Source organism: Spirosoma pulveris (assembly GCF_054781875.1).
In genome coordinates, this window is sequence record NZ_BAAGTO010000001.1 from 1,959,125 (window position 1) to 1,972,060 (window position 12,936).

Genomic DNA, 12,936 nt, shown 5'->3' on the forward strand with positions numbered 1-12,936 from the left:
CACGGGACAGTATCGTCATACAACGCTACCGCCCGTGCTGTCAACTCGAACGTTTAAAGAGCTACAGATCCGACTAACGAGCAAACAGCTAGTACGGTATTAAGCCGAAAAGCTGTCATTACGCCAATCGGACCCATAGCAGGCGATCATATAAAATATAGGTATAGTGATCCGTATGTAAAGAAGGTAAACTAGCCCCCGAAACGGGGTTTTCCTATTGAGGAACCTCCCTGATGGTCAGGATGCCGTCAATGTCTACCCGACTCCCTCGCTGAGCCGCTTCCCGAAGGAAACGCAATGACTGCCGCAAGTCCTCTTCAAGCTGTTTGATTCGGGTCTCCGACGCTTTTATGCCCTCTTCGGTCTGGTCATGCAGGGAGATCCTGCGGGCATGGTGCTGTAACTTGGCATTGATGATTCCCGTAAGAATGGGCGTAGCCTCGTCGGGGTTAAAGCGCCCGTTAATGACCTTTAGTTCTATTGACTCAGACATATTTTTTTAGCCTAGAAGGTTTAATTACTTAAGCGCCCTGACCTGCAGAGAAAGCTGGCTGACCATCGAACGTGCACAGGTTCTCGGTTTTGATAATGCGGTAACCGGCTTCTGTGAGCTTGCCCTGCAGCTGAAGGATTTGCTCGTACGGCACATTGTTTACGTCACCTGCCTTGAACCGGCAACGCCAGTGATCCGTACAGAACGTTTCGGAGAAACCGTCCGGCCAAACTTTTACCCCCCGATTCGTGATCATGGATAAACTCAATGGTCCGGCGGTGAACTTTGTCAGCTCATCGCCCAGCAGAGCCGCGTTGCGGTTTTCGTGGTAGAGGAAAATATCGACGCCAACGGTTTCCGTTTTCACGGGTTTTCTGACACTCAGCTTATCTTTTATCGGCTCGGCTTTCACGCTGGCATAGTGAACGGCTTTGAGTTGGGTGGGCAACTGCCCCATGCGGGCAATGACCGCATCGGCAAACTCCTTAGTGCCCACGCGCTCGGTACTAACCGACTCTTTATAAATGTCGTAGGTATGGATACCGTCTTCCAGCGTTTTGAGCCAGGCGTTGTGCACTTTGGACGCTACTTCGCCCTCGCCCAAATGAACCAGCATCATGACAGCGCCCAGCAACAGGCCCGACGGGTTGGCCAGATTCTGACCCGCCCGCCGGGGAGCCGATCCGTGGATGGCTTCAAACATGGCCACCTCTTCGCCAATGTTGCTGCTACCGGCCAGCCCAACCGATCCGGCAATCTGAGCGGCCACATCGGACAGAATATCTCCGTAAAGGTTCGGCATCACAATAACGTCGAACGCTTCGGGCGTGTCGGCCAGTTTAGCGGCTCCAATGTCGACAATCCAGTGTTCTGCTTCAATCTCCGGGTATTCTTTGGCGATTTCATCGAAAACCTGATGGAACAATCCATCCGTTTGCTTCATGATATTGTCTTTCGTGAAGCAGGTTACCTTTGAGCGACCGTACTGGCGAGCGTAGTTGAACGCATACCGTACAATTTTTTCGCAGCCGGGCCGTGAGATGAGTTTAAGGCACTGGACAACCTCGGGCGTTTGCTGGTGTTCGATACCGGCATACAGGTCTTCTTCATTTTCCCGAATAATCACCACATCCATGGTTGGGTGTTTGGTCGCTACGAAAGGCGCGTAGGAAATACAGGGACGAACATTGGCGTACAGCCCCAGCATTTTTCGAGTGGTCACGTTCAGGCTTTTGAAGCCACCGCCCTGCGGGGTTGTAATGGGTGCTTTCAAAAATACTTTTGTCCGACGAAGCGACTCCCAGGCCTCGGGCCGGATACCCGCTGAGTGGCCGCTTTGGTAGACCTTTTCGCCAATTTCTATCGTTTCATACGCCAGAGGGGCTTGTGCGGCTTCGAGAATGCGCAGGGTTGCCTCCATAATTTCAGGACCAATACCATCGCCGTAGGCTACGGTTACAGGAATCGAATAAGACATAGTGAATGCAGTGTTTTTTTGACAAATGTAAGATTAATATTCACAAATGATAGTAATACTATCAAAATCAAATGTTTTACTAATAAATTTACTAGCATAACTAATATTCGATCATTTATTCGTCTGATTTAAAGCGTTCTACACTAGTCTAAAAAGGTATTGGCATGAATCTGTTGGTAATCCTGAGCGGACTTTGGTCAGTAATACACCTACCGTTGGGCGATTCGGTACGTCAGCAAATTGGTGTGCATACATTCACCGGCTTTATCATCCCGCATGCGCCCGATTTAAAAGCCATCTCACAAAGTCGACCCATAGGGGCAGAGCTCACCTACAGCCGAACGGCATTCAACCGGGCAGCTTACGAACGCTGCAACTGCTTTGCCCGTACGGGTGCCTACGTCAATTATGTGGCGTTTAATAATCCCGCCGAATTAGGCCGAACAGTGGGGCTGGGCGGGTATTTCGAGCCGCTGATTCGGCACCGGAAACCGCTTTATTTTTCCCTTAGGGCAACGGCTGGCCTAGCGTACATCACGCGGGTATATAATGCCGAGTCGAACCCTGGAAATACGTTTTTCGGGTCGCCCCTAAGCGGCATGCTGGCCCTTTCCGCCAGTGCGCATCACCGCCTGACCCGGCATATCCACGCATCGGTAACCGCCAGTTATAACCATATCTCCAATGGTGGCATCCGTCAACCCAATCGGGGTATGAATTTTCCGACGCTGGGACTGGGATTACTGTACATAACCGATTCAACACCGTTGCCCGATCCGGCTTACTGGCCAAAGCCGAGGCTTAATCACCGATTTACCAGGCGGGTGATGGCATTTGGCTCGGTAAGGACGCTGCCCCAAACGGATAATCTACCGGAAACGGCCGGGTGGCTTTGGGGCGTATCGGCTACGGCCGGCTATCGGCTCAGTCGGTTTCACGCCTTTACGGGTGGGCTGGAGTTTGTGGACGATGGCTACATTCGGGAACAGTTCCGCCGGGAAAACCAGCTGGGCAGCCATCGGCAGCTAGGGTTGCTAGGAGGTTACGAGCTATGGCTTGGCCGGTACACCTTCACGACACATCTGGGTTGGAACCTCATACAACCGGCGGCACTCCCCGAGGGGCGTTTGTTTCAACGATACCAGCTCTTGTATACTGTACGTGATCGTTATCTGCTGGGCGTGGGCCTGAGAGCCAGGCTGAACGTGGCCGAGGGATTCGACTTACGCACGGGGGTACGGTTTTAACAAACAGGGCAGCTGTTCATCCTGACCAGCTGCCCTGTTGACTTGACACGTTATTGACTTACTGCTTCAGACTTTTCAGGTACGCAATGCTTTTGGGCATTTGTTCGTATTCTTTATTGCTTTCGTCTTCGATGAAATAATGCTTGACACCCGCTTTTTTGGCCAGACGTAAGATTTCGGGAATATTCACTTGTCCATCGCCGAGGGTCACGTCATTCTCGGGCGGGGTCCCCCCCGTCAGATCACCTTTTATTCCTTTTTTAAGGTCTTTCAAGTGCATCAGTTTATACCGGCTACCATATTTTTTCAGCAGCGCAACCGGATCGCCCCCGCCGTGCTGGGTCCACAAAATATCCATTTCGAACGAAACATATTCGGGGTTCGTATTCTTGACGATGTAATCGTACAGGGTTCCATCCTGATAGGGCTGAAACTCGTAACCGTGGTTGTGGTAGCAAAACGTAATGCCATTTTCTTTCAGCGTCTTACCTACCCGGTTAAAATCCTCAACGGCTTTCTTGGCGTTCTCCAGCGAGAAGTTCCCTTTCTGATGCGGAATCCAGGCCACCATCACGAAGGAGGCTCCCAGGGCTTTGGCTTTCTGTACGGCTTCCATGGGTTCTTTTACGATCTGCTCGTAGCCCATGCCCGTTGCCGGGATTTTAATACCCCGCTCATCGCAAGCCTTCTTGAATTCTGCTTCGGTAAATCCTTTGGGCGCACTGCCTTCCATTTCGGTGATACCCAGCGCTTTGATCGTATCTAACGTTGCGATAACATCTTTAGGAAAGCTGGCGCGGTAGGTATAGGCCTGAACGCCTACCGGGAACGTATACAGTGGTTTACCTTTCTGGGCAACACTTTCGGTTATCCCCAGGGCAATTGTCGTTGCCAGATACAACGAGAAAACAATTTTTTTCATGGTTACAGGTTTTTCTTTGATGCCTGTTCATTCAACAGGAAGAGTTCGCTCAATAAGGCGCTGTCCCCACCCTTTTTACTGTTACAACATCCGACTATCGATAAGTAGATTACCGCAACTACAGCCTCTTTTTTCCATGCAACGAAGGACGTTTATCCAGAACACGGGTTTGCTTACGGCAGCCCTCAGCACCACTGGCCCCGAGCTTCTGGCCAGCCCGGCTCCGGCCACTGTAGCCAAAAACAAACTACCCAAATGGAAGGGATTTAACCTGCTGGACTTCTTCTCGCCCGATCCGGCCAAGAGTCGGAAAGGTACGCAGGAAGACCACCTCAAATGGATGCAGGACTGGGGTTTCGACTTCGTCCGGCTGCCAATGGCGTATCCATATTACCTGAAGTTCGACCGGAGCCGTAACATCACTCCGGATGAAGTCTATCAGATCGACCCGCAGGCCATCGACCGGATAGATGAGCTGGTAACTATGGCGCACAAGCATAATTTGCACGTGAGCCTGAACCTGCACCGTGCACCGGGCTACTGTGTCAATGCGGGCTTCCACGAACCCTATAACCTATGGACCGATCAGACGGCCCTGGATGCGTTCTGTTTCCACTGGAACATGTGGGCGAAACGATACAGGAATGTATCGGCAAAAAAGATCAGCTTCGACTTGCTGAACGAACCCGGTATGCGGGCCGACATGAACGACCAGCACTCCAAGCGGGGAACGGTTCCGGGGGAAGTGTACCGAAAAGTGGCGCTGGCGGCTTCGGAGGCTATCTGGAAAGAAAACAAGAACCACCTTATCATTGCCGATGGCAATGACACCGGCTCGTCGGTGATTCCATCCATCGCCGATCTCAACATCGCCCAAAGCTGCCGGGGGTATAATCCGGGCATTATTTCCCACTACAAAGCACCCTGGGCCAACAAAGACCCGGAGCATCTGCCCGAACCTAAATGGCCAGGGCAGGTGGGCGACAAATACCTGAGCCGGGCCATGCTGGAAACCTTCTACCAGCCCTGGATCGAGTTGGTCAATAAAGGCGTTGGCGTGCATTGTGGCGAGTGCGGCTGCTGGAATAAAACCCCGCACGATGTATTCCTGGCCTGGTTTGGCGATGTACTCGATATCCTATCTAAAAACGGAATTGGCTTTGCGCTTTGGGAGTTTATCGGCGATTTTGGCATCCTGAATTCGGGTCGGACCGATGTAGCTTACGAAGACTGGCATGGGTATAAACTCGACCGAAAACTACTGGACTTGATTCGAAAGGTATAAGCCGGAATCAACAAAGCCTACAGTTGGACCAACGCCCTGTTAACCGTACCGGTATCCAGTCGAATGTATGTAAGCACGCACATTGACTGGCAAGTATTTAAGGATATTTAGGACATACCCTATAAATAAAGCATTTAATTACCCTTTAAAGTTACATTACTCTACCTGCCTGTCTAAGCTAAAACAGACAATAGACATGGCAGTGTGTTTACGTAACTTAGCAGGACTGTTCATAATCGTTTTAAGCCTGACCAATTGCTCTTATTCGGTTCGAGGCAGGACGTATCCGACCGTTTTCATCAACTCGGATGACGGTGTAATCCATGCGCTGAACGCAACGACCGGCAAACTGATATGGCAGCAAAAAGTAAGCGATGTACGCATAGATGCGTCGCCGGTTGTGGCAGATGGACTTGTCATTGTAGGCACTTCTTCGGCAGCGGGCATGTATGCATTTGATGCACTGACGGGCGCATTCAAGTGGAAGCAGGCCCTTTCTACCGGACCTGTTTTTTCGGCGAAGGTGACCGACCAAACTATTTATGTTCTAACCAGCCACAAGGCCTTCTGGGATGTTAATGAGCCGAACTTTACGACACTCTACGCCTTGGACCTTGGCACAGGTTCTGTTAAATGGTCATTTCAGGCAGGCAAACAGACAGTTGCAGGAGCATTGTCGAACATGGACGAAAACTGCCCGCTCCTTTCTGGAGGTACCGTTTATTTTGGCGGAAGTGATGGCCTGCTTTATGCCATCGATGCCAGCAAGGGTACTCTAAAGTGGAAATACTCATCCGATGCCCCTTTTTACACCAGCCCTATCTGGTTAAATGCAGCGGTATACGTAGGTGACGCCAATGGCTCCCTTCTGGCGATTAATGATTCGACAGGGGCTCTCAAATGGAAAATTCATGATTCTTTCACAATTCATGCTGGTATTTCAACGGATCAAAAGCTCCTGTTTGTCCCTTACGATGGCCCTGCTACACTAGCAGCTTATTCTCCTGTTGATGGCAAAAAACGCTGGTTATTCACGCCATCGACGTTTATTTCGTCAGCCCCTACAGCGTCTCAGGGTCTTTTGTACACAGGTTGTGAAAACGGCATATTTTATGCGCTGAACACGCAAACGGGCGCTATAATTTGGGAGACCCATTTATTATCCTCATCTATTACCGTAGCAACTGTCGTAGGCGATATCATCTATGTTGGGGGTGGTAATACCCTTTATGCACTCAACCGCAGAACAGGTCTCAAAAAGTGGGCATATACGGCATCGGGCAATGTCGTTAAAAGTGCCTGCGTTCAATTGCAAAACGGTTCTGTTTTCCGGGGACTGGGTAGCATCCAGCCTAATGGGCACTAAGCTATATTCTGAAAGAAAGCCATTTCAAGAGCAACGTCTATCAGGTGTAACAAAGCCGCCTGATGCGGTAGCGATATGGGGTAAAATGTATCGAAAATACGCACAAGGCAAGTAGATAGGACATTCTCTCCATTTTACTAAGTACGTTGTGTTCGACGCAGCGCACGAGCCCGGGTCAACCTAAGCTGTGTGTTCGTCATCCCTTTTCTTACCCATCTATCTCGGCATGAATACCCGGATTGCCTACTTTCTAGGAATGCTCTGGCTCCTGACTTCCCCCCTTTATGGGCAGATTACCGGTAAAGGAGACCGGATAACGGGACCTAACTTCGCTACCCGAAGTCCAATTCTGGGGCGGCACGGGATGGTTGCTACCAGTCACCCATTAGCCACACAAATTGCGCTGGACATACTCAGGCAGGGCGGCACGGCTGTCGATGCCGCCATTGCGGCCAATGCCGCCCTCGGGGTGGTCGAGCCAAACAACGGCGGTATCGGGGGCGACCTATTTGCGCTTGTCTGGTCGGCGAAAGAGCATAAATTATATGGATTGAACGCAAGCGGCAGATCGCCCGCGTCCCTGACCTACAATACATTACGCACCGAGTTAGGCACCCGCACGCAAATCCCGTTATACGGCCCATTATCTGTGTCGGTTCCGGGTGCGGTAGATGGCTGGTTTACCCTGCACCAGCGATTTGGCAAGTTACCCGTTCGTACGCTGCTGGCACCAGGTATCCGCTACGCGCGCGAAGGCGTTCCGGTACCGCAGGTAATTGCCTACTCCTGGCAGGTGGCCGCAGCCCGCTTAGCCGCCAACGAGAACATTGTTCAGGAGTTCGACAACTTCCGCCGTACGTTCCTGATCAACGGGAAAGCACCGGTTGAAGGGCAGGTATTTCGCAACACGGATCTGGCAGCTACGTACGAAAAAATAGCTGCCGGTGGACGGGATGCGTTCTATAAAGGCAGCCTTGCCGACGCCATGGACCGGTACGCACGGCGAGCAGGCTTACACCTTCGAAAAGCCGATCTGGCCGCTTGTAAGAGCACCTGGGTCGACCCGGTTTCGGTAAACTACCGAGGCTACGACGTATTCGAATTACCACCAAATGGACAAGGAATAGCCGTTTTGCAGATGCTTAATCTGCTGGAAGGGTATGACCTCAAAAGACTGGGGCACAACAGCGCCGACTATCTGCACCTGCTGGTCGAAGCCAAGAAACTAGCCTTTGAAGACCGGGCCAGATACTATGCCGATCCCGAATTCGCCAACATACCCGTACGTCAGTTGCTCGCTAAGGACTATGCAGCCAACCGACGCAAACTCATCGACCCTAAGAAAGCGTCTGCCCGTCTGGATGCCGGTGACCCGACCCTCCGCACGGGCGATACCGTCTACCTGACCGTAGCCGATGAGCAGGGCAATATGGTATCGCTCATCCAGAGTAATATGCTGGAATTCGGCAGCGGCATGGTGCCGGATGGTCTTGGATTTGTTTTTCATAACCGGGGCACGAGCTTTAATCTGGAGCCTGGCCATGCCAACGTTTATGCCCCGGCCAAACGGCCATTCAACACGATCATTCCGGGTTTCGTCACGAAGGATGGAGAGCCGTTTTTAAGTTTTGGGGTTATGGGGGGCGCTATGCAGCCCCAGGGTCATGTGCAGGTATTGTGCAACATTATCGACTTTGGCATGAACGTTCAGGAAGCCGGCGATGCCGCCCGATTCAGCCACTCGGGCAGTAGTGAACCCATTGGCACTGTCATGACCGATGGCGGGAAGCTGGCATTGGAAAGCGGTATCTCCGCCGATGTCAGAGCTGAGCTGGAAAAGCGCGGCCACCACCTCGCACCAACCGATTTTTTCGGAGGCTATCAGGCCGTCCAGTGGGATGCTGCCAATCGTATTTATAGGGGAGCCACTGAGATGCGTAAAGATGGTCAGGCAGCCGGTTTTTAAACTGCAAAATGCAATTTATATTTAGCCGTTGCCGTATATTGATGAGTAGCTGAATAGCCGTTACTTATGTACTGCACTTATTGGAAACGGAGTGAAATTTCACTACAAACGGTGTGGAAAAACAGAATCAAACCGCATCAGGAAAAATCAGTAATACACTGACGTTCAGCCGTTGGCATAAAATTAGTTAATACCTCATTAAATATTTGGATTACCTTAAATTAGTAAACTAGTATGGCAAACCTGGCAGATCGGATAGCAAGTTTTTTTAGTGGTAACGATTCCAACACCGACGAAGGCTTACGAGACCTCTTTATTAGTGAGCTAAAAAGTGCTTATTACGCTGAAAAGCGAGCGGTCGATGCACTGGGCGATCAGGCCGACGCCAGCACAACAAATGAAGTCCGCAGTGCTTTTCTGGCGCATCAGGAGCAAAGCCGTATTCAGGTGGAGCGGCTGGAAGAAGTCTTCAGGATTATCGGCATAAAAGCAGATACACATCTGTCGGATGGTATCGACGGGCTGATTGGCGACGCGAAACGGGTTGTCTCAGAAACAGAATCTGGATCGCTCACCCGCGACGCCGGGCTAATTATTGCGGCCCAAAAGATTGAGCACTATGAAATTGCGTCCTATGGTTCACTTCTTACATTAGCGCGTACGCTTGATTTCAGCCAGTCGGCCGAATTGATTGAAAAGACGCTGGAAGAGGAAAAGGAAGAAGATCACCGACTGACCATTTTGGCTCAATCGTTCGTTAACAAGCGTTCCAAAGAGGAGGAAGAAAAACACCCCGGTAGCCATCACGCCAGTCGTCCTGTCCCACACGGCCCCGATTCAGACATTACACTGGGGGGTCCGTTGGGAGTATAGTGATAGAGCACCAACCATCAATCAGTGGGTTGTGTCCGTGAGGTCGGGTCCTTTGACCCGACCTCACGGACACAACCCATTCATAACTCAATAACTACTGAACCACTACGGGTTTATGCTTTTTCTTCGGTAGCGCGGGTGTACTTTCCGGCGGTCGGCGGTGGCGGGTGGCCTGTTCGTAGGCATACGCCAGTTTGATCAGGGTTGGCTCACTAAAGGGTCTGCCGAAGAACTGTAACCCGGCGGGCAGCACATCGTACGTAAAACCCATTGGCACCGAAAATGCCGGAAATCCCGTTGGGGGCGACAAGGCATTATTGTTCGTTCCCGAGGGCGTATTCAGATCGCCGATGAGCCGGGGCGGGTAACTGAACGACGGATATACCAGCGCATCGACCTGGGTGGAGTCCATCGCCCGCAGTAGCAACTGACGGAGCCGCTCCCGCAGTGCCAGATTCTTACCCCAGCCTTTGTGCGCTTCCGGTGCCAGTGTGTCCGCTATGGCATCCAGCAGTCCCTTTTCCAGATAGGGGTGAAACTGGCGTGATTTAACGATAGACTCCAGCGTTTTATGCGGTGCGTTAGGCCCCAGACTCGCCAGGTACAAGTTGAAATCGCGCCGTAGTTGCGGAATGGTATCGAAGGATTTGTTGATCGTATCAAGTTGAGGTACCCGAACGGAGTCGATCACAATTGCCCCCGCAGCCCGAAGTTCGTCCAACGCTTTGTTGAAAAGGGCGTACACCTGCGGGTCTGAATTCTTCGGCATGACCATCTGGCGGAAAACACCAATTCGTGCTCCTTTCAACCCGTCTTTGTCCAGAAACTGCCGATACGTTTGCGGAATCCTCCCTTCACTGCGCTTTGTTACGGTATCTGCCTTGTCGTACCCTACAATCACATCGAGCACCCGAACGGCATCTTCCACCGTTCGGCAAATGGGTCCGCCGGTATCGTTCGTCATCGCCAATGGCGCGATCCCATCCCGACTGACAAGGCCCAGCGTTGGCCGAAAACCCACCAGACTCTGGTGTGAAGCGGGTCCGCGAATGGAGCTTCCCGTATCCGTTCCCAAGCCGATCGTCCCGAAATTGGCCGTAACGGCAGCTGCCGTTCCTCCACTCGACCCGGCCGTTGTCCGTTTGGTGTCATAAGGGTTTCGGGAATACCCCGGCAAAATAGAACTCACCGAAAACTGCCCCGAGTAAGCAAACTCTGCCAGATTTGACTTGGCGATGATGATGGCTCCGGCTTCCCGAATTTTCCGCACCACATAAGCATCGTCGGGCGGAATCGACTTTTTCATGGCCAGTGTGCCGTTGGTAGTGGGCATGTCGTAGGTATCGTAATTATCTTTCACAATGACCGGAATGCCGTGCAGCGGGCCGACCATTTTGCCGGTTGCTTTGTAGAGTGAATCCAGCCGCCGGGCTTCGGCCAGAGCTTTGGGGTTGACCATAATAATGGCGTTCAGGTAAGGCCCCTGTTTGTCATAAGCTTCGATGCGGTCCAGGTACAGTTGTACCAGTTGAACAGCGCTCAGTTTACCCGCCTGCATGGCGGCATGTAAACTGGTGACGGTAGCTTCGGGAATGGTTTTAGCATTGAACGACTGCCCGTAAGCCGACGCCATCACAACAACATAAAGAAGAGAAAGAGAATATATGTATTTCTTCATTTAACAGAATAAACAATAACTTTGGCGCTATTACAGTGAGTTTATGGCATAATAATACGCTTTTCTGCCGAAGAAAATCTTAAAACCTCAAATAGTTTAATTTCATATTTCTTTCACCACGTTTTGTGCATATACACTTCCTATGAATCGAGTACTCCTTCTGCCTGCCCTAGCTTATATTTCTCTTTTTTCGATTTGGCAACCGCTTCAGGCGCAACAGACGCCCTCTAAAACACAATCAATTTCCGGAGTCGAGAAGCGGTACGTTGACGAAGTGAATGCGCTGGCTACTCAGCCTTCGGTAAAAAAAGCCTTTCAGTTTTTTGTTGATCTTGAATCGCAAACGATGAAGGATCTGATCAATTTGACCGAAACACCTTCTCCGCCCTTCAAAGAAATCGTTCGCGCAAAAAAATACGCGGCCATGCTGAAGGAGGCCGGTGCCGACTCGGTCTGGATTGACGAGGTGAGCAACGTGATCGCCAAACGAAAAGGCCGGAAGGGTACCAAAACCGTGGTCGTGGAATCACATCTGGATACCGTTTTCCCGGAAGGCACGGATGTAAAAGTCAAGCCTAAAGGCGACACCCTCTACGCGCCGGGAGTAGGCGACGACACACGCGGGTTAACCGCCATTCTGGCCGTCCTGAAAGGTATGGAAGCTGCCTCGATCGAGACCGATGCCGATGTACTGTTTGTGGGGGCCGTGGGTGAAGAAGGATTGGGCGACCTGCGCGGGGTGAAGCACCTCCTTCGAAAAGGCGGACCCAAAGTCGATTCCTATATTGCCGTGGATGGCGACGGCATCAGCAGCATCGTTCACCGGGGTCTGGGTTCGCACCGGTACCGGATCACGTTTAAGGGACCGGGCGGGCACTCGTACGGGTCGTTCGGGATTGTCAACCCGCACAGCGCCCTCGGGAAAGCCATTTATTACTTCACCACTGAAGCCGATAAGGTGACGCGGCAGGGCGTGAAGACAACCTTTAGTGTCAGTGTAATTAACGGCGGCACATCCGTTAATGCCATACCCTACGAGTCGTGGATGGAGATCGATATGCGCTCCGAAAGTCCCGAGAAGCTCAATGAAGTCGACCAGTTATTACAGGCAGCCGTTCAGCGGGCATTGAACGAGGAGAACGGCGTCAAACGGCAGGGTCCGGACCTGACGGTGGAGGTGAAAAAAATCGGCGATCGGCCATCGGGCAAAACCGACACGTCGGCGGCTATCGTTCAGCGAGCCATGGCCGCTACCCGCTACATGAACGTAGCTCCCCAGTTGGATGTGGCTTCAACAAACGCCAATACGCCTATTGCGCTGGGAATTCCGGCCGTTACCATCGGGAGTGGCGGCATCGGCGGGGGCGAACACTCCCTGAACGAGTGGTGGCTGAACGACAAAGGTTACCTGGGTATGCAGCGCATTCTGCTGGTTCTACTGGCCGAAGCCGGACTGGATAAAGGAACGACCGCCACGAAAGCCAAAACAGGTACAGGCCGGTAAACGAATATTCACTCAGGAGTGGTTTGGCATTTGTCTCAACCAACCCCGAACCACTCCTACCAATACCCCTTCCGGCGTATATCTTTTTTGTAGCTTGCGGCAGTACAGTCTCTACCAGCGTATTT

General features: G+C 51.8%; 10 protein-coding genes. 6 read left to right on the forward strand and 4 right to left on the reverse strand.

All coding sequences use genetic code 11. The features are described 5' to 3' along the window. Positions 1–214: 214 nt before the first annotated feature. Positions 215–493, reverse strand: a complete 279-nt coding sequence (locus ACYVJM_RS07925; RefSeq protein ID WP_461147650.1) for a hypothetical protein — start codon at positions 491–493, stop codon at positions 215–217. Between the two features lie 28 nt (positions 494–521). Then, positions 522–1,970 (reverse strand): NADP-dependent isocitrate dehydrogenase, encoded by a 1,449-nt coding sequence (locus ACYVJM_RS07930; protein ID WP_461147651.1) that lies wholly within the window; start codon positions 1,968–1,970, stop codon positions 522–524. A 164-nt stretch (positions 1,971–2,134) separates the two neighbouring features. Here ACYVJM_RS07930 and ACYVJM_RS07935 point away from each other — a divergent pair, with 164 nt between their 5' ends. Then, complete coding sequence (locus ACYVJM_RS07935) at positions 2,135–3,217, forward strand: acyloxyacyl hydrolase (RefSeq protein ID WP_461147652.1); 1,083 nt, start codon at positions 2,135–2,137, stop codon at positions 3,215–3,217. Positions 3,218–3,275: 58 nt separating this feature from the next. Here ACYVJM_RS07935 and ACYVJM_RS07940 read toward each other — a convergent pair whose 3' ends face one another. Next, positions 3,276–4,139 carry a sugar phosphate isomerase/epimerase family protein gene (locus ACYVJM_RS07940; protein WP_461147653.1) on the reverse strand — a complete coding sequence of 288 codons (864 nt, stop codon included), beginning with the start codon at positions 4,137–4,139 and terminating at the stop codon, positions 3,276–3,278. Positions 4,140–4,275: 136 nt separating this feature from the next. Between ACYVJM_RS07940 and ACYVJM_RS07945 the strand changes: the two genes are divergently transcribed. From ACYVJM_RS07945 to ACYVJM_RS07960, 4 genes are all read left to right on the forward strand, one after another. Further along, a complete protein-coding gene (locus ACYVJM_RS07945) occupies positions 4,276–5,424 on the forward strand; it encodes a glycoside hydrolase family 5 protein (RefSeq protein WP_461147654.1) in 1,149 nt (382 codons plus the stop codon). Between the two features lie 196 nt (positions 5,425–5,620). Continuing rightward, on the forward strand, positions 5,621–6,790 hold the full coding sequence (locus ACYVJM_RS07950) for an outer membrane protein assembly factor BamB family protein (protein WP_461147655.1): 1,170 nt from the start codon (positions 5,621–5,623) through the stop codon (positions 6,788–6,790). Between the two features lie 226 nt (positions 6,791–7,016). Next, a complete protein-coding gene (ggt, locus tag ACYVJM_RS07955; RefSeq protein ID WP_461147656.1) occupies positions 7,017–8,756 on the forward strand; it encodes a gamma-glutamyltransferase in 1,740 nt (579 codons plus the stop codon). A gap of 234 nt (positions 8,757–8,990) precedes the next feature. Further along, entirely contained in the window at positions 8,991–9,629 is a 639-nt protein-coding gene (locus ACYVJM_RS07960) for a YciE/YciF ferroxidase family protein (protein ID WP_461147657.1), read from the forward strand. A gap of 94 nt (positions 9,630–9,723) precedes the next feature. Here the strand turns inward: ACYVJM_RS07960 and ACYVJM_RS07965 are convergent, their stop codons facing one another. Beyond that, complete coding sequence (locus ACYVJM_RS07965) at positions 9,724–11,307, reverse strand: amidase family protein (RefSeq protein WP_461147658.1); 1,584 nt, start codon at positions 11,305–11,307, stop codon at positions 9,724–9,726. 142 nt (positions 11,308–11,449) lie between these two features. Between ACYVJM_RS07965 and ACYVJM_RS07970 the strand changes: the two genes are divergently transcribed. Next, the gene (locus ACYVJM_RS07970; RefSeq protein ID WP_461147659.1) at positions 11,450–12,811 is read left to right on the forward strand and encodes a M20/M25/M40 family metallo-hydrolase; all 1,362 of its coding nucleotides are present in this window, start codon (positions 11,450–11,452) and stop codon (positions 12,809–12,811) included. Positions 12,812–12,936: the final 125 nt, after the last annotated feature.